The sequence below is a fragment of the Flavobacterium sp. genome, assembly GCF_035292545.1.
In the GTDB taxonomy this organism is placed as follows: Bacteria; Bacteroidota; Bacteroidia; order Flavobacteriales; family Flavobacteriaceae; genus Flavobacterium.
Map to the genome: position 1 here is coordinate 1 of NZ_DATDPV010000009.1, position 19388 is coordinate 19388.

The 19388-nt window shown below is 38.2% G+C and carries 11 protein-coding genes and 1 pseudogene; 7 read left to right on the forward strand and 5 right to left on the reverse strand.

Going from position 1 to position 19388, the window contains the following annotated elements; genetic code table 11:
- The 7 genes and pseudogenes from VI621_RS01155 to VI621_RS01185 form a co-directional block, all read left to right on the forward strand.
- Positions 1–1929: pseudogene (locus VI621_RS01155) on the forward strand (glycosidase); the annotation flags it as partial.
- A gap of 10 nt (positions 1930–1939) precedes the next feature.
- The gene (locus VI621_RS01160) at positions 1940–3349 is read left to right on the forward strand and encodes a glycosyl hydrolase family 16 (protein WP_324216557.1); all 1410 of its coding nucleotides are present in this window, start codon (positions 1940–1942) and stop codon (positions 3347–3349) included.
- A gap of 53 nt (positions 3350–3402) precedes the next feature.
- Positions 3403–4236: a glycoside hydrolase family 16 protein gene (locus tag VI621_RS01165; RefSeq protein WP_324216558.1), complete on the forward strand. Its 834-nt coding sequence runs from the start codon at positions 3403–3405 to the stop codon at positions 4234–4236.
- Between the two features lie 76 nt (positions 4237–4312).
- Positions 4313–6010 (forward strand): family 16 glycosylhydrolase, encoded by a 1698-nt coding sequence (locus VI621_RS01170; protein ID WP_324216559.1) that lies wholly within the window; start codon positions 4313–4315, stop codon positions 6008–6010.
- Positions 6011–6103: 93 nt separating this feature from the next.
- Positions 6104–8401, forward strand: a complete 2298-nt coding sequence (gene bglX / locus VI621_RS01175) for a beta-glucosidase BglX (protein WP_324216560.1) — start codon at positions 6104–6106, stop codon at positions 8399–8401.
- A gap of 42 nt (positions 8402–8443) precedes the next feature.
- Positions 8444–10144, forward strand: a complete 1701-nt coding sequence (locus tag VI621_RS01180) for an MFS transporter (RefSeq protein WP_324216561.1) — start codon at positions 8444–8446, stop codon at positions 10142–10144.
- 448 nt (positions 10145–10592) lie between these two features.
- The gene (locus tag VI621_RS01185) at positions 10593–11981 is read left to right on the forward strand and encodes a tetratricopeptide repeat protein (protein WP_324216562.1); all 1389 of its coding nucleotides are present in this window, start codon (positions 10593–10595) and stop codon (positions 11979–11981) included.
- 548 nt (positions 11982–12529) lie between these two features.
- Here the strand turns inward: VI621_RS01185 and VI621_RS01190 are convergent.
- The 5 genes from VI621_RS01190 to VI621_RS01210 form a co-directional block, all read right to left on the reverse strand.
- A complete protein-coding gene (locus VI621_RS01190; protein WP_324216563.1) occupies positions 12530–13708 on the reverse strand; it encodes a TolC family protein in 1179 nt (392 codons plus the stop codon).
- Positions 13698–16793, reverse strand: coding sequence for an efflux RND transporter permease subunit (locus VI621_RS01195; protein WP_324216564.1), 3096 nt, complete (start codon positions 16791–16793; stop codon positions 13698–13700). The genes VI621_RS01190 and VI621_RS01195 overlap by 11 nt, the downstream gene beginning before the upstream one ends.
- 10 nt (positions 16794–16803) lie before the next feature.
- Positions 16804–18333 carry an efflux RND transporter periplasmic adaptor subunit gene (locus VI621_RS01200; protein ID WP_324216565.1) on the reverse strand — a complete coding sequence of 510 codons (1530 nt, stop codon included), beginning with the start codon at positions 18331–18333 and terminating at the stop codon, positions 16804–16806.
- 59 nt (positions 18334–18392) lie between these two features.
- On the reverse strand, positions 18393–18626 hold the full coding sequence (locus tag VI621_RS01205; RefSeq protein WP_324216566.1) for a hypothetical protein: 234 nt from the start codon (positions 18624–18626) through the stop codon (positions 18393–18395).
- 99 nt (positions 18627–18725) lie between these two features.
- Positions 18726–19088: a hypothetical protein gene (locus VI621_RS01210; protein WP_324216567.1), complete on the reverse strand. Its 363-nt coding sequence runs from the start codon at positions 19086–19088 to the stop codon at positions 18726–18728.
- Positions 19089–19388 lie beyond the last annotated feature (300 nt).

Sequence of the window (19388 nt, forward strand, 5' to 3'; positions counted from 1 at the left end):
GCATCAATAGATAATGCCTTTGATAATATCCAGCTAATCGATGCCACTTTAAAGGCAAGAGGAGATAAGGCAGCCTTGGGTGCCAAGAAAACAGATAAAATCAGGTTCAGCAGACTGGAAGCGGATTTCACAACTTTCAATACAGGAGGAAGTTTAATAACCACTCCTAAAACAGCGCCTGCAAACAACACGAAATTTCCAAACAAACTTGGTTTTGACCACATGGAATCTTATTATATAGGAGTTGAGGGCAATCCGACCGCTAACATAAAAGTAAATGTAGAATTCAATGTTTTAGGAAATGTAGCTCAAAATCCTATCGATGAAATATTTTATGAAAACCGTGGCCGTCCTGTGGTTGTCACAAGCGATAATGGCGATGTTACTTTACAATCGAACAACCGGGTGCAGGTTTACAGAGCGAGTTACAGTTGGAACCAAAAGTTCTTTAACCTGAATGGTTTTTACCGCACAGGGCACTACCATTGGGGCTATGAAGGAGATTTCTTCGGATTGTATCAGGAAGCAAATTATGGGCCGAATATAGATATTTATAATGGCGCTGCGCCATCCGGTTTTGAAATGGAAGGTAAAAAACAGTTCGCCGGCCTTAAACTGGCTTTTGGGCCACAATTGTGGTGGGGAGCCAATCCGGCATTATTGCTTAAATATTCTAAGAAGATAAACAACTTTAATGTTACCGGTATTTTTCATGAAGATATTGACAAACAAAGTACAACGGTGAGTTCTTTTGCGATACCGCAACCAAAAACCCGCAGATTGACACTTGACATCAACAGAAAGATTGGTAAGTTTGGTTTTGACATAGGTGGAATCTGGGCCGGACAACCCCTAAATGGAAGGACTTATCAGGTGGAAAGAGGCGAGCCCGGGAATTATCAAATATTTCAAAACCAGATTGAATCAAAAGACAATTGGGGAGGAAAAGTAAAGATAACCTACAGCAGTGGAAAATTTAACTGGTATGCGCAATCTGCAGCAATGGGATTAGTGGCAAACGGTGGAGCCGATAATACGCAGACTTTTACCGGCTGGACTTTAAAGGACAGCGGTAGCGGAAATCAATACAATTTCTTAAGTGGTATAAATTATACTGTTGGCAAACTTCAGTTTTCTCCTAATTTCTTGTGGCAAAAACCTCTCGAAGGGCCTGTGACTTCTGATGCTCCTGCACCGGGAAGACCTAGAAATATTCTTGATGACCCCTTTGTTGTAAGAGCAAACAGACAGCAAGTTGCCGGTGAATTGTTATTGACTTTTGATCCTACACCCGGAACATGGATGTATGACTGGGACAATGACCGTTCAGAAGACGCCGGATTTGCTGTAAGTGCGGGTGTTGTTTTCAGACATTTGCCAACGACACAAGATGCTGCAATTGGTATCTTGCCTGACGGAAGAACTACTTTCGCTTTTCCGGGAGCAGCCCCTGCAGCAGATCTTTGGGAATCGAAAGTACGAATCGTTTCAAAAATCAATCGCGATTTTGGCATAATTGCCAGTCTTTATGGCGGAGAAGCCCAAGCCAATGGCAGCGATGCGCGAATTATAAATCGTTATGGTGTGGATTTGCGTATGATTTACAGAAAAATCAAACTGAACTCATTTGTAAAAGTTAATGATTGGGGACCTTACGATTATCACCGTGATTTTAACCTTACCTACCCAGTCCAGTTAATGGCTGATCTATCAACTGAAATTGGCAAACCAGACTGGTTTATTCTTCCAAATACACGCATCGGAATTCGCGGGACATGGCGTTCGCTTGACAGATATTCACCGCGATACAACCCTGTTCAAATTTTAGATGTCAACGGAAACCTGGTGCCTGACCCAACTGCCATTGGTTTCTCTAATGGAACGGAATGGGAGATCAGAACCTACATTAATATCAATATTGGCAATTAATAAAACAATTATGAAAACAAATTTTAATATACGCTTTGCAAAACTGCTTTCGTTAGGGTTGGTTGTTATGTTGCTTTCAGGGTGTGAGAATGACCCAAATGATTTAGAGCAAGCCAGTTATTCAACAAACCCTGATGTTTTTATCGACACCTTTAGTTCAGGTTTAATCTATGCGGCTTTTAGCGGTACGGTGGTTACTTCTTTTCAGGTCGATAAAGATGTAGCCTACAATAATACAAGCGCTTCTATGCGTTTTGATGTGCCAAATGTAAATGATCCCGCAGGCGCTTATGCCGGAGGCGCTTTCTTTACAGCGGTTGGCAGGGACCTTAGCGGTTACAATGCCTTAACCTTTTGGGCTAAATCTTCTCAGAGCGCCATCATAGGCGAGGTCGGTTTTGGAATAGATTTAGACCAAAATAAATATCCGGTTTCTTTAAGTAATTTGCAGTTGAGCACGGTTTGGAAAAAATATATTATTCCTATACCAGATGCTTCAAAATTAAGGATTGAAAAAGGACTGTTCAACATCGCCGCGGGACCAGACTCAAACGGAAACGGCTATACATTTTGGATAGACGAAGTTAAGTTTGAAAATCTGGGAACCATTGCACAACAGCAGGCGGAAATCAATAATGGACTGAATACGACAGTAACTTCATTCAATGGGGTTTCTACAACTGTAACGGGCATGGCAGCAGTATTTAATATGCCGAATGGATACAATCAATCCGTGAACGCATCGCCTCTTTTCTTTAATTTTTCATCTTCCAATACAGCTGTAGCAACGGTCGATGCGCAGGGCGTGATTACTACCGTTGGAGCTGGTACTGCTGTTATCACGGCTACCTTGGCCGGCATTAATGCGAATGGCTCGATTACGATACAATCATTGGGCAGTTTTGCGGCGGCACCTGTACCAACCAAACCTGCAGCCAATGTGATTTCGGTGTTTAGCAATGCTTATACAAATGTTCCCGTGGAATATTATAACGGATACTGGCAGCCCTATCAAACCACTACATCCGCCGATTTCAATGTGAACGGAGATGCTGTGCTGAACTACAACAATTTTAATTTCGTGGGGATACAGTTTGCCCAGCCGACGATTAATGCTTCGGGGATGACGCACATACATTTTGATATTTTTATTCCTGGTACTCTGGCAGCGGGAGCAAATTTTAAAATTCAGCTGGTTGACTTTGGAGCGGATGGAAGTTCAGGCGGCTCAGACAATACTAGCAGTAATATCATTACTTATACTAGTCCGACTCTGGTTTCACAGAACTGGATTAGCCTGGATATTCCTTTATCAAGTTTTACGGGAATGACGAACAAAAACCACCTGGCACAAATAATTTTCTCAGGCACAAACCTTCCGAATTTTTATGCTGACAATATCTTCTTATACCACAATTAGACCTTGAGGGTTGTCGATGATTCCATTTGAGTAAAAATAATTAATAAAAAAGTATGAGCAATTTAAAAATCAAACATATAGGTAAATATATCGCAGCGATTATTTTAGTAGGGGCTGCAGGTTGCAACGCAGATAGTTCGCAAAACATTGACAAACCTGACTATCAGTTGTCGTGGAGCGATGAATTTAATGGTGCTGCCGGTGATTTGCCTGACGCAACCAAATGGGCTTACGATATAGGGACGGGAAATAATGGCTGGGGAAATAATGAGCTGGAATATTACACCAGCCGACCTCAGAATATTTCGATGGACGGGGAAGGTAATTTAGTTATTACCGCTATCAAAGAAAGTTATCAGGGCGCTTCTTATACTTCTGCAAGAATCAAGACAAAAGGACTTATGGAGCAAAGATACGGACGATTTGAAGCACGTCTTAAAACACCATATGGACAAGGATTATGGCCGGCTTTCTGGATGTTGGGCAATGATAGCGATGAAGTGTCTTGGCCTCAGTGCGGCGAAATTGACATAATGGAATTAAGAGGACAGGCGCCAAACGTATCACTGAGCACCCTTCATGGTCCGGGATTTTCAGGTGCAAACGCCATTTCAGGCACAAATACTTTGATTAACAGCAGGTATGACAATCAATTTCATGTTTTTGCAGTAGAATGGGATGAAAACAAGATTGATTTTTATGTTGATGACTACTTATTCAAAAGATTTGAAAAATCTGAAGTGGAAGCAAAAGGCGAATGGGTTTATGATCATCCGTTTTATTTACTGTTAAATGTTGCCGTAGGCGGAAATTTTGTTGGAGCCCCTAGCCAACTCACTCCATTCCCACAAAAAATGACGATTGATTATGTACGGGTTTACAATTAGTTGAATATCAATTAAATCTGCTTATTGTTATTTTCATATTTACAGGCAGCTTCTATTGAAATCAAAAAAAAATATCATGCAAAAAAATACTGCATTTCGAATTCTCGTTTCCTTTTTTCTTACGCAATGTTGTCTCGCACAAGTAGATGTTGTTTACAGTGATTTGGTTTGGTCAGATGAATTTTCGGTCAACGGCCCGGTAAACGCTACAAACTGGTTTCATCAAACCCAACTGCCTGTAGGCGGAAGTTGGTTTAATGGCGAAGTGCAGCATTACACGGATTCACAAACCAACTCTTTTGTTGACGCAGGGCTCCTGAATATAGTTGCGAAAAAAGAAATATATACCGATCAGGGAATAACAAAAGCGTATACCTCAGCACGCCTAAATTCAAAATTTGCATTCAAATACGGACGTGTAGATATAAGGGCAAAACTGCCTTTGGAATCCGGCACCTGGCCTGCAATATGGATGCTGGGTAAAAACGTAAATGAACCCGGAGCCTACTTTTCGGCAGCTTACGGAACTACAAACTGGCCTGCCTGCGGGGAAACCGATATTATGGAGCACGGTATTTTTCCGTCACAATCCATCAACTACATTCAGAGTACTTTACACACGCCTTCTTCTTATGGAAACTCAGTAAACAGTGGAGGTACAATTGCTTCTGATTTAGCGAATAACTATCATGTCTATTCGATGAACTGGTCACCGTTCCAAATATCGTTTTTACTTGATAATGTGGTGTATTACACCTATAATCCTGCAGTTAAGAATGACAGTACCTGGCCCTTTGACAAAGAACAATACCTATTATTAAATATTGCGATGGGAGGTATTGCGGGCAATATATCCCCAACTTTCACCCAGAACGCGATGCTTATTGATTACGTGAGAGTATATCAAAATACTACGGTCGATACTCAGGCACCGGCTAATTTTACCGCTGCCGTTGGAGCAGTTACAGGTTCTTCAGTACAGTTGTTGTTAAATGCTACGGACAACTCAGGAATGCTTGAATATAATGTTGCTTATGGCGCGCTGAACAATACCTCATCGGGTATGTCAGGAGTTCAAAAATCAGTTGTTATTTCAGGATTGTCTCCAAATACCAATTATACTTTCACGGTTTCGGCAAATGATTTGGCGGGAAACACTGCTGCTAATAGCCCAATCGTGCTCAACGCCACCACTGGTGAACTGGTTCAGTGTGGAGGCAATTCTTCTGAGGCACAGCAGGGCAGCTTCTCGACGGGTTATAATTACACTTTCCAGACCATTGGAACAGATGTTAAAATCACTTTTGAATTGCTCGATACAGACAAAGTGGGCCTTGTTGCTTATTTGTGGAAACAAAGTCCTTTCATTGAATCACAAATGACAAATGTTTCAGGAAATACATTTACCAAAACCATCAGCGGTCAAACAGCCGGTTCAACCATCAACTATGCGGTTAAATTTGCCTATGCAGGCGGGTTATCAGTTACTAAATATATTTCTTATGTAGTTGGCAGCAATTGCGCATTGGGCACAACAACTCCTTCAGAACTGAAGCAATTTTCGTTTCCCAATCCTGTTGAAGACGTATTGCATTTGCAATTGTCAGACCATCAAAACAAAATATTTTTGACCGATATATTGGGGCGAATGCAGCTAAAATCTGTAGTTACCTCTTCGCATAATTTAGACATGAGTTCTTATAAATCGGGAATCTACTTTTTGAGAGTTGAAAATTCACACGGCATCCAAAATCTAAAAATCATAAAAAAATAGGGCTTAGTATTTATAAACAAATCTCCGGCCCATGTCGGCCACTGGAAGGCACAGCAATCCTCCTTTATTTTTTAAACCGTTCAAATTCATCGAATGAAAATATTTAATTTATCCACCCTCTCAATTGCAACCGTTCTGATTTTTATCGGTTGCAGTACCTCAAACCGCATTGTGACTTCCAAATCGGAAACAATTGTTATTGACAGGAAAGTAGATTCGCTTTTACAGTTAATGACCCTCGATGAAAAAATCGGGCAGCTCAATCAATACAATGGTTTTTGGGAAATAACAGGACCTGCTCCAAAGGATGGGCAGGCAGCCAAGAAATATGAAGACTTAAAAAAGGGATTGGTTGGCTCGATGCTTAATGTAAAAGGCGTGAAAGACGTTCGTGCCTTGCAGAAAATTGCTGTAGAACAGACGCGGCTACACATTCCGCTGTTGTTTGGTTTCGATGTGATTCACGGATACAAAACAATCAGTCCGATTCCACTTGCAGAAGCCGCGAGCTGGGATTTAGAAGCGATAAAAAATTCGGCATCGATAGCCGCAGAGGAAGCGTCAGCGGTTGGTATTAACTGGACTTTTGCACCGATGGTTGACGTGTCCAGAGATGCGCGCTGGGGAAGAGTCATGGAAGGCGCGGGCGAAGACTCCTATCTTGGGAGCAAAATTGCCGTTGCCAGAATCCAGGGTTTTCAAGGAGAGAATTTCAATTCAAACAAAAAGATATTGGCTTGCGCCAAACATTTTGCAGGTTATGCTTTCGCCGAGTCAGGAAAAGAATACAGCACAGTAGATGTGTCGGAAGAAACCTTGCAGAACGTAATTTTTCCTCCGTTCAAAGCCTCAGTGGATGCGGGTGTGAGGACCTTTATGAATTCATTCAATGAACTAAATGGAATTCCAGCCACAGGAAGCAGCTATTTGCAAAGAAAAATCCTAAAAGGTGACTGGCAGTTTAAAGGCATTGTCGTTTCTGACTGGGGATCAATGAAGGAAATGGTGAATCACGGATATGCCAAAGACGAGAAAAATGCCGCAGAAATAGCGATGAACGCAGGTTCTGATATGGATATGGAATCCTATGTATATCTGGACCATCTTGCGGCTTTGGTCAAAGAAGGAAAGGTCAAAGAAGCGCTGATCGACGATGCGGTAAAAAGAATCCTGAAGGTGAAGTTTGAACTTGGCCTATTTGAAAATCCGTATAAATACTGCGATGAAAAACATGAAAAAGAAACCGTAGGCAAAGAGGAATTCCACCAAGGAGTTTTGGATATGGCCAAAAAATCTATCGTTCTATTAAAGAATGACAATAGTCTGCTTCCATTAAAAAAGTCAGGCCAGAAAATTGCGCTTATAGGAGCATTGGCAAATGACAAAACAAGTCCGTTGGGGAGCTGGAGAATTGGCGCCGACGACAATACGGCAGTTTCTGTTCTCGAAGGCCTGCAAAAATACCCACAAAACCAGCTGACTTATACAAAAGGTGCCGACGTGAATATCGGAAGAACAGAATTCATGTTTGAGACAAAAATCAATACTACCGATAAAAGCGGTTTTGAACAGGCAATTGCCGCGGCAAAACTTGCCGATGTGGTTGTCATGGTTTTAGGAGAACATGGTTTGCAGACTGGTGAAGGCCGTAGCAGAACCAATTTGGATTTGCCCGGAGTTCAGCAGGAATTGCTGGAAGCTGTTTTCAAAGTAAATAAAAACATCGTCCTTGTGCTGAACAATGGACGGCCGCTGGCTATTCCGTGGGCAGATGAAAATATCCCTGCCATCGTTGAAGCCTGGCATTTGGGCACCCAAAGCGGCAATGCGATAGCACAGGTACTTTATGGAGATTACAATCCAAGCGGAAAACTGCCGATGACTTTCCCAAGAAACGTTGGGCAAGTGCCAATTTATTACAATTATAAAAACACCGGCCGACCAACAATGAATGAACCCGAAAGCGTTTTTTGGTCGCATTACGGAGATCAGAAGAACACACCCTTATATCCTTTCGGTTATGGTCTTAGCTATTCAAAATTTGATTATTCAAATTTGCAGCTGAGCAAAAAATCCTTTTCCAAAGAGGATCAAATACAGGTTTCGGTTATGGTCAAAAACTCAGGAAAAGTTACAGGAAAAGAGGTTGTGCAAATGTACATCCGGGATTTAGTGGGAAGCATCACACGACCGGTCAAGGAACTCAAGGGATTTGAAATGATCGAACTGCAACCCGGAGAGAGTAAAAAAGTTTCTTTTACCATTGATAAGAAAACAATTGAATTTTTTACTGCCAATCAAAAATGGGAAGCGGAAGCCGGGGATTTCAAAGTCTTTATTGGAACAAATTCTGCGCAGACAATCGAAGCCGATTTCCAATACTCAAATTAAAAGAAGAAAAACCATCCTCAGAAAAACTAAACTATTAAACATATGGACCAAACCTCATTTGAAGCTGAAACCGCAGACAGTACCGCAAGCACAACGTCGACCAATAATTCTGCGCTTTATACTTTAATCACCGTATTCTTTTTCTGGGGATTCATAGGGGCGTCGAATGGAGTCTTTATTCCATTCTGCAAAATCAAATTCGGGCTTGACCAGTTTCAAAGCCAACTGATAGACTTTGCATTTTATGGTGCTTATTATATAGGAGCGTTGCTGTTGTTCATATTAAGCAGCTATGCAAAAAAAGACATACTCAACGCCTGGGGTTTTAAAAAAGGAATTATTAACGGATTGGTGATAAGTACTTTTGGTGCCGCTTTTATGATTTTAGCGGTTACTCAGGGAAGTTATCTGATGATATTAGGCGCTTTATTTGTAGTTGCGCTTGGGTTTTCATTGCAGCAAACCTCCGCCCAACCTTTTGCCGCCTCTCTCGGCAATCCGCAAACGGCCTCGAGCAGATTGAATCTTGCGGGAGGAATCAACTCATTGGGAACCACCATCGGACCAATCGTGGTTTCCATTGCTTTATTCGGCGTAATTGCCGGCGCCAATCTTGAGGAGTTTGCCCGAAAAGCCAACTCACTGGATAAAATGGAAATCCTTTATATGTTTGTCGGTGGATTGTTCCTTTTGTCGGCAGCCTTGTTTTATTTTTCGAAGAAACTGCCTTCGGGAAAAAGCGATGCTACCTTTGAACCTGCTAATAAAGCCATAAAAGCACTTTCAGCAATTACGATAATTCTGGTAATTATTTTTGCTTATATCTTTTCACGATACGAGGACACGGAATTCATCAGGCGTTTTGTCGAAAGTAATGAAAAAGATTATTTAGGATTAAGCTTAGCGTTTTTATCGCTTTTGGTCATCGTTTTCGGCTTGCTGTTTTCTAATGTTGCGGCAAAGAAAAATCCCGAAGGCTGGGGCGCGATGAAGTATCCTCAATTGGTATTGGGCATGTTGGGAATTTTCACCTACGTCGGTGTCGAAGTAACTATCCAGAGTAATTTCGGAGAATTATTACAAACACCCTCTTTCGGAAATATTACCGGCGCTGCCTTAGCGCCTTTTATTTCGATGTATTGGGGAAGTCTGATGATTGGGCGATGGGCTGGTGCCATCACTGTTTTCAATCCCTCAAACTCAATCCGCAAAATATTACTGATTGTTGTCCCTTACATCGCCTTTGGGGTTGTTTTATTTGTAAATCATATATCGGGACAGGACGTTACGCCATTATATGCATATGCTGCCGTCGTTGCTTTCCAAATTGGAGGCTTCTTCCTTGGTCAGGATAAACCCGCGCGTACCCTGATGATTTTCGGATTGATGGGAATGATTGCCATGACGATTGGCTTGTTTACTACAGGGACTATAGCCATTTACGCCTTCATGAGCGGAGGATTATTTTGCAGCATCATGTGGCCGGCGATTTTTGCGCTTGCTATCACAGGACTGGGAAAATACACTTCTCAGGGTTCGTCTTTCCTTATCATGATGATTCTTGGCGGAGGAATCATACCACCGCTACAAGGCAAGATTTCAGATATCATAGGTATTCATGAATCGTATTTTATTCCAGTGATTTGTTTCGCATACCTCGCGTTTTATGGATTTGCCGTCAAAGGGATTCTCAAAAAACAGCATATTGATGTCGATGCCGTTGAAGCGGAAGCTGCACATTAATTTTCAATTATTCTAAAATATGGGTTTTGACTGCACTTTCAGACCCCTCAAATAACTCTTGGATACCACTAAATGAGCTTCAGTGCAAGATTGGAGACACTTAAATTGAGGTAAAAGAATCCAAACTGTTCCTATATACAATGTTACCAGATTTAAAAAACCGTAACATTCATTTTGGGTAAAAAAGCTAAACACAAAGCGTTCTTTTCACATTCTCAAAAGTATCCATCAACAGCTAATGAAAAAGAAAAACAGGAAAAACAGTCTGATTGTTTCACTACAGCTATTAAATAAATTACCATCATCCAAATATAAAAACTAAAAAAACTTGTATATATTTGGCGATATATGCAAGTTGTGCCTCATTATATACGAGCAAGGACAAATTTGATAACCTAAAAGCAACAACTTGTAGAAAAGTTGTCAAAAAAAATAAAATGTAATCCCTATGAGAAATATTCTAAGCCTGTTATTCTTTATTTTCATGGGAACAGTTTCCGGACAATCCCTAAAAATAAAAAATCTTGAACAAAGTCTTTCTCAAGCAAATTCAGATACTGGTAAATTAGCGCTGTTGGTAAAAATTTCTATCGCCTATACCGACCATGATCCGATAAAGTCAGTCCATTTTGCAGAAGAAGCTTTGTTACTCTCCAAAAAAAATCACCATAAAGAAGCTGAAATGGGCAGTCTGAATAGTTTAGCTTTCTCATTATTTGTTATTGGCAATTACTCAAGAGGATTGAAGACTTCCTTAGAAGCACTAAAATTAGCTCAAAAACTAAAGAATAAAAGAGGCCAGGTTATGGCTTACAATATTATAGGCAATATTTACAGAAGACAAGGTGCTTACAAAAGCGCTGTTACAAATCTTTTGCTTGCCAAAGACATTTGTGATGCCGATAAAAGTATTCCATGCGATCCTATTATATCTACGTTGGGAATATGTTATTTGGAGACTGGCAAAACCGATTTAGCCATGGATTTCCTGCAAAGGGTCTATCAACAACATATAAAATCAAAAAACGAAGGTATATCCATTACCTATAATCGTCTGGGAGATTTACAATATAAGTTAAATAATATTCCGCTTGCCTTGGAATATTACCGCATGGGTGTGAAAAGTGCCAATGAGTATGATAAGCCGCGATGGTTATGCTTTAATTATGTTTCGTTGGCAGAACTTTATCTCAAAGAGCACCAAACAGATTCTAGCATTGTATATGGTAAAAAGGCGCTTATGCTGGCAGAAAATAAATTTCTGCATCAGGCACAAAAAGCTGCTGTAATTCTGTCTGACAATTATACCCGGTTAAAAGAATCGGATAGCACTCTCAAATATTTAAGACTTGCTATGGTAATCAAAGATACCATTCAAAGCAACAAAGAGGAATCCGCTATTCAGAATCTTGTATTTGATGAACGCCTGCAAAAAATAGAAAACGCTGAAAATGAAGTCAAACTTAAGGAAGAACGGTCGCATAATCTGCAGTATTCTGCTATTGCTGCCACGTTAATTCTTTTCATCATTGTATTTCTGTTACTGAGTCATTCGATATTAGTGAATGAGTCGATTATCCGTTTTTTAGGAATTCTGTCTTTATTAATTGTATTTGAATTTATCAATTTGTTGCTACATCCATACTTGGGTGAATTTGTACATCACTCACCAATACTGATGTTATGCCTGATGGTATTTGTTGCAGCGCTTTTAATTCCATTACATCACAAATTAGAGCATTGGATAACAAATAAACTAGTAGAAAAAAATACCCAAATAAGATTGACTGCTGCGAAAAGAACTATAGAAGCAGTAGAAAAAAATAATCCAACATGAAAAATACAAACAAGACGAACGCGCAACATCGGTTTTTTCGGATTTGGGTTTTCAGCTAAATTTGAAGTTGGTCTTGTGTTTGAATTAAAAGTGATAATCCGAAAGATAAATCTGTATTTAATCCCAACGAGCAAAGCTGCGGGGACGTTAAAATAAAGAAAGCCTGATCTCACGACCAGACTTTCTTATTAATCCGGAAAAAGGTTACTAAGCCAAAAATAAGGCTGTTATAGATTTTTTTTGCATTCAATCTGAAAAGATTAATAACAATGGAGAAAGTCCCTGTTCACTTAGAAAAACATTTGGGCAACAAATATGGTCAAACAATAATTAGACGCATAAAGCATTGTTGTATTTTAGTGAACTTTTTAACCATTTATCTACAGCCATCGGAAAGATATTTATTGTAAGACAGGACGAATTAGATGAGATATACATGAGCTTATGATTACATCTAAGAAAGTTCATTATTTCAAAACTCTTAAATACTAAAAAAAACACCCATTAAATCGTTTTGAAATAATGGATGCTTTCACAGAATTAATAGACTATAATTTATACTTCAACAGAGTTGCTACAACATCAAAATACTCCTTTTCTATTTCCAGATAAGAATTAAAAGCAGCATTATAATAGTTCAATTCCACAAAATACTCCAATACCGAAATTTGACCTGCTGACAATGCTTTATCCAAAAGTTTAATTGGTTCAACCGAATTATTTATTTTTCGGTAGTCTTCCATAATACCTTTTAGACTTTCATAGTGACCATAAAGCTGTTTTATTTCATAATAATGTTCATTAGTATGATCAGTTAAAGCTGTTTCAGCAAAATTCATTTTAGCGTTTTGAAGCTTTACCGTGTTTTTACTTTCCCATAGCGGCAAAGTGATACCGGTGTGAATCCCATTATAAGTTTGTCCTAAAATACCCTGATAATGATAGCCTATTTCCATTTTTGGTAAGGTTAATGCTTTGCTGACATCTATTTGTTTTTGAGCAATCACTTTTTCCTGCTCTAATGTTTTTCTGATGTAATCTTGCGCTTCAATTTCTTTTTCTAATGTTTCAAAATTTGGAATAACAGGCACATCAAAATAAGTAACATCATTAAAAGCTATAGCAGTTCCACCGTTTAAACTTGTAAGTTGTTCATTGAGTTTCACAATAAAAGAAGCATTTTCTAAAAACTGCTTCTTGATTTCCAATAATTGTATTTCGGCTTTGTTGACTTCCAAAATGGTTCCGTCACCAGATTCCAGTTTCTTTTTAAAATGACCCAGCCATTTCTCGGTAGCCTCTTTTCTTTTAGCCAATGGAATTTGTAATTTGTTTCTGTAAACCAATTCAATACAAATCTTTTTGGCTTCCAAAAGCAGTTCTTGATTAGCAGCTTGAAGGTATAAATCAGCTTGCAGAATCTGTTGCTGGGCCAATTGATTTTTCTTTCCGTAAACAGTCGGGAAATCAAAAGATTGCGTCACAACAATATCTGTTTGGTTTCCGGCATTGGCAGGACTTCCTTTTAAATAATCGTACTCAACCGTTGGATTATATAAAGAATTACCTGTATTGTATTGTATCTTCTGTGCATTCCAATACTGCTTATTCGACTGTATGGTTTTATTGTTTTTGCCAATTTCAGCAAGTACTTTATCCATGTTGGATTGCCCAGTAGCATTACTGAAAGTTATAATGGCAAGACAAATCAATAACTTATTTTTCATTTGCTGCTTTTTTTCGATTAGATAAATAATATACTATTGGAACAATAAAAATGTTCAATAATGTGGAAGTCAACAGACCTCCTAAAATAACTTTAGCCATTGGACTTTGAATTTCGTTCCCTGGCAAATCACTTGCTATTGCTAATGGAATTAAAGCCAATCCTGCTGTTAAAGCCGTCATTAAAATAGGACTTAATCGGTCTTTTGAACCCTGAATAACTGTTTCGTAAAGCGATAATCCTTCTTGTTCTAAAGTTTCATAATGTGAAACCAATAAGATTCCATTTCGGGTAGCTACTCCAAAAAGCGTAATAAAACCAATAATGGCCGGAATACTTAAAATGCCACTGGTGAAATAAATGCTAAATACACCACCAATCAAAGCTAATGGTAGATTTAACAAAATGATAGAAGCAGTTTTGACCTTTTTGAATTCCTGATACAGAATTAGGAATATAACCAATAATGAAATAAGTGAAGTTAAAACCAGTGTTTTGGAGGCTTCTGCTTCAGCTTCAAATTGCCCGCCATATTCAATATGATATTCTTCGGGCAATTTTACTTTATCAGCGATTATTTTTTGAATATCAGCTACCACACTTTTTTGGTCACGACCCGATACATTGGCAGAAACCACTGTTTTACGTTGTACATTTTCACGATTGATCGTATTTGGTCCAGAAGTGCTGACGATATCTGCCACATAGTACAATGGTATTTTTTTACCATCATGTGTATCAATCATAGCGTTTTTAATGTTCTCGATTTTACCTTTGTTGGCATCATCATAACGAAGTACCAAATCAAAGGTCTTGTTGCCTTCGTAAATTTCTGATACTTTTTCACCCGCAAAAGCCACATCAACAAATTCATTAAACTGACCAATAGTAATTCCATATTGGTTCAAAACATCCCGTTTGGCTTTTATTTGAACTTGCGGAATTTCGACTTGTTGTTCGACGCTTAAATCTACCAATCCTTCTACATTCTGGATTTCATTTTTGATTTCATTGGAAAGCATAAACAGTTTATTCAGGTCGTTGCCAAAAATTTTGATGGCAATATTGGCTCTTGTTCCCGATAACATATGGTCTATTCGGTGACCTATCGGTTGACCAATAGTAATATTGGCTCCTGAAACCCCTGCCAGTTTTTCCCTGACATCTGCCATAAATTCTTCCCGATTTCTTTCGTCTAAAGTGAAAGGAGCATCAATTTCAGCAGCATTTACACCTTGTGCGTGTTCATCAAGTTCAGCTCTTCCTGTTCTACGGGTTGTAATTTTAATTTCGGGTACAGCTAGTAATGCTTTTTCTACTTGTGTGCCTATTTTGTTACTTTCCTCTAATGATATTCCGGGTAAACTGACTGCACTAATTACTAACGAACCTTCGTTAAATTCCGGTAAAAAACTTCTTCCCAATTGGCTCATTACTAACAAGGAAACCAAAAATAATCCCCCTGCAATTACAAGTACTGTTTTTTTCATTTCCATGGCTCTATTCAAAGCATCGGAATACACTTTTTGCAGGCGTTCCACCAACCAACTTTCTTTATGCTGTTTTAAAAGCATTTTGTCGTTAGTCAATAAGTAACTTGCTAATACAGGCGTAAGTGTAATAGAAACGATTAAAGAAGCAAACAAAGCTACAATAAAAGCGATGCCAAGCGGAGCTAATAATTTACCTTCCATTCCTGATAAAAAGAATAAGGGCAAAAAGGCAACTATAATAATAAAGGTGGCGTTAATAACCGAACTTCTGATTTCAAACGAACCATCAAAAATAACGGTTAGTTTGTCTTTTTGCTCCGCTTCGGGTTTGAGTGCATTTTCTTTAAGTCGTTTAAAAACATTTTCCACATCAATAATGGCATCATCCACCAAATCACCAATAGCAATAGCCATACCTCCTAAACTCATGGTATTGATAGTAAAACCTAGCCATTTTAAAGTAAGTATTGCAACAATTAATGAAATAGGTATTGCCAATAAGGATATAAATGTAGCTCTCCAATTCATCAGGAATAAAAACAAAATGATAATTACAAAAGCGGTTCCTTCCAATAAAGTTTTCTGAATATTACTGATGGAAGCGTTTATAAAATCGGCCTGACGGAAAATTTTAGTATTAATATGAACATCTTTAGGCAAGTTCTTCTGAATATCAGCAATCGAAGCATCAATAGTTTCAGTAAGTTCCAAAGTATTGGTTGAAGGCTGCTTCATTACTGTCATAATTACAGCAGGTTTCCCATTCAAAGAGCCATCACCAATTTTTAAAGAAGCGCCAATTTTTATTTCGGCAACATCTTCTATTTTGATGGGGTTTCCTTGCTGCATTTTAATTATAGATTTGCCTAAAGCTTCAATTTCATTAGTCCTGCCAATACCTTTAACGATATATTCGTTATTATACTCATTCATAAAACCACCAGACGAATTACCATTGGCCTCTTCACTAGCTTTTAATAATTCATTGAGTGAAACATTGTAATAATTCATCTTTTGTGGAGAAGCTAATATTTGATATTGCTTGTATTCTCCGCCAATGACAACAACTTGAGATACACCACCGGTGGCTAATAATCTGGGTCTGATAGTCCAATCGGCAATGGTTCGCAAATCAATTTGAGAAGTCTTATCCGCTGTTACACTAACCAACATAATTTCTCCCATAATAGATGATTGTGGGCCCATTGTTGGATTTCCAACACCTTGCGGTAATTTTTCTGCTACAGCGGTAATTTTCTCATTTACAATTTGTCGTGCTTTGTAAATATCAGTTTCCCATTCAAATTCAACCCACACAATAGAAATACCTGCGGAGGAAGAAGAACGGACGCGTCTTACATTGGTTGCCCCATTTACAGAAGTTTCGATAGGAAATGTAACCAATTTTTCTACTTCTTCAGGTGCCATTCCGTGAGCTTCAGTAAGTACAACAACAGTAGGAGCAGTCAAATCGGGGAACACATCAACTTCCATTTTGGAAGCGACAACACTTCCGAAAATCAGTAATAAAACCGATGCTATCACTACAAAAAATCGATTTTGCAGTGAAAATTTAATTATTTTATTTAGCATAAGTCAGCTATTAATGTTCGTGTCCATGAGCAGGCAATGCACCCGATGCACTAGATAATTTGATTTGATAACCACCTTTGGTAACCACTCTTTCATTTTCTGAAATACCTTCAATAACTTGTACATTCAAGCCATCGCTGGCACCTAATTTCACTTCTCTTTTTTGGAAACTTTCGCCACCGGTTTGCACATACACATAGAAAATACCTTGTTCTTCAATTAGGGCAGAAACAGGAACTACCAAAGCATCAGCAATAGCAGAAGATTTAAGATAAATTTCAATTATCGATCCCGAAACCAATTGACCAGCATTATCAATTTCAAAAGTGACAGGGATAAAAGGAGTGGAAGCAGAAGCACTTTTTCCATAGGAAACAATTCTTCCGTTCAAGGCAGCAGTATTATAAACAACCTCATTTTGGGGCGTTTTAAAATTAGCAGAGGTAATGCTTGATAATCTGCTAAAATAGTTTTGAGATACATTGGCTTGCACAAGCAATTTCTTGTTTTTTGAAATGGTTGCTAATGGTGTTCCGGAGGGTACAAATTGTCCTTCGGTTACCAATACATTTTTAACAAACCCTGACATTGGAGATAACACGTTTTGACCTTTAGAACTATAATTTTTAGAAACAGTGTTATAGGCATTTCTCGCGTTATCAAATTGTAATTTTACTTGTTGATGGTCTTTTTCTGAAACTATTTTATCAGTGACCAATAATTTGGAACGCTCATAATCTGCTTTAGCTTTTAAATAATTGGCTTTAGCGTCTTTAACTGAAGCATCTATATTGCTTTCAGTCATATCGCCACCTGTAATAGTAAAGAGGGAATTTCCTGCATTTACGGCAGAACCCACAATAGTATTTTTGCCTGAAAATACAACTACACCGCTTGCTTTTGCAGTAACAATTATTTCATCCCCTGGAGCAGAAAGGATTTGCCCACTTGTTTTGATAACATCATTGAAAGTCTGCTTTTTTATCGCTTGGTTTGCAAATTCTACTTTCCAGGCTTGTTCTTTCAAATACGAAATATCACCGCTTTCAGCGTGCTCAGGCTGTTTTGCCAAAGCCGTTTTTTCATCCGGATAAACTATTACATTTTCAATCGTGATTTTATTAGTAAAGTTTTTGGTTTGAATATCAAATACTAAAGTTCCTGTGCCAGCCGTTTTTGGGTTTAAAGCCAAACGGAATATTCCAGGAGAACTTGGTGCATCAACAGACTGTTTGATGCCTTTATCAGCTATAATTAAGCTAACCGTTATTTTAGCATCGGTTAATGCTTTAAAATTTTCGCCCAACACAGTAAAATGCGCAGCAAATTTTGAAGTTTCACCAACTATCAGGGGCTTAAATTCAACAAATAATTCTGAATTTTCTGTATATAGTGTGTAAGCTAATGGTTCAAGCGAAGCACCTTCTTTTGTTTCCTCTTTATTGTTGCAACTTGTAAATCCTATAGCGAATAAACCAAGTAGCAGTATTTTTTGACATAAGCCTAAAAGGCTAACTGACGATTTCGTAATTATTTTCATATAACGCAAATGTTAATTTGATGCCTATAATTTTTTAACAATTATAGGCATCAAAAATATTAATGTTGGTGTTGTTCACCATCCTCATGCTGGTGGTCGTGTGTTTCTTTTGTAGCGGCACTATCTTGTCCAACGGTAAATTCTTCCTGAGTAACAGTATGATTTTCGTGGTTTGCATGAGCTTCGCAATCTGCGTGCTGGTGTGCTCCATCATTGTGGTCATGTCCGTGTTCTTCGGATTTTTTATCGTTACAAGCAGTAATTAGCATGCCTGCAACTGCCAGCGAAAGCAATAATTTTTTCATTGATTTTGTTTTTAAATTAGTATATATGAAAATAACTTATAGCCCAAATAAGGCAATAAACGTCCTGTAATTCAAAGATTGAATAGTTTAGCTAAATAGTGTGGGAGGCCCTCGAAACTGTAAGGAGTGTAAATGAGGAGAAATAAAAATTAGTGGTTCTTTATTCCTCACTAATTCTTTTTTATTATAAAAACCTATCGCTTTCGAATAAGACAAATTGTTTTCTAAAACAACTATTTGATTAGAAACTGCTTTGACGATTTTAACAATATCTTCTATATGACTGTTTGAAAAAGCATCAGAAGTATGATTAAAATGAGAGAATAAAAAGAATAAGCTATTTTCATCAGAATGCTCTTCGTGATGATGGTGATGTTTTCCGTTATGATTATGTTCTTTAATATGGGTATGCGGAAACAGGCTGTGCCCTAGTTGGAGGAAGCAAGCCAAAAAAAGAAATGATATGACTAACGATTTCTTAAACATCTATACAAAAGTATGTAAAATAATTAACTCATTTGTAAAGTAATGAATTCACTTGTGTTTTAAGGGGTCTATGAAGTTTTTAGTGATTTATTGTAATTATTATAAACACTTAAAAATATACCAAAATCATCTTTTACATTACATCAGATATAGTAAAATTAAATTGCGAAAGCCTCTTATTTACAAGGATTACCTTGTTGTAACAGTTCTATTACTTTTAAGATTTCTAGTGCACAAAAGACCCAATCTACACTAAATAATAAA

Coding starts and splice junctions, on each gene's coding strand:
- VI621_RS01160 (WP_324216557.1), top strand. CDS start 1,940: ATGAAAACAAATTTTAATATACGCTTTGCAAAACTGCTTTCGTTAGGG.
- VI621_RS01165 (WP_324216558.1), top strand. CDS start 3,403: ATGAGCAATTTAAAAATCAAACATATAGGTAAATATATCGCAGCGATT.
- VI621_RS01170 (WP_324216559.1), top strand. CDS start 4,313: ATGCAAAAAAATACTGCATTTCGAATTCTCGTTTCCTTTTTTCTTACG.
- bglX (WP_324216560.1), top strand. CDS start 6,104: ATGAAAATATTTAATTTATCCACCCTCTCAATTGCAACCGTTCTGATT.
- VI621_RS01180 (WP_324216561.1), top strand. CDS start 8,444: ATGGACCAAACCTCATTTGAAGCTGAAACCGCAGACAGTACCGCAAGC.
- VI621_RS01185 (WP_324216562.1), top strand. CDS start 10,593: ATGAGAAATATTCTAAGCCTGTTATTCTTTATTTTCATGGGAACAGTT.
- VI621_RS01190 (WP_324216563.1), bottom strand. CDS start 13,708: ATGAAAAATAAGTTATTGATTTGTCTTGCCATTATAACTTTCAGTAAT.
- VI621_RS01195 (WP_324216564.1), bottom strand. CDS start 16,793: ATGCTAAATAAAATAATTAAATTTTCACTGCAAAATCGATTTTTTGTA.
- VI621_RS01200 (WP_324216565.1), bottom strand. CDS start 18,333: ATGAAAATAATTACGAAATCGTCAGTTAGCCTTTTAGGCTTATGTCAA.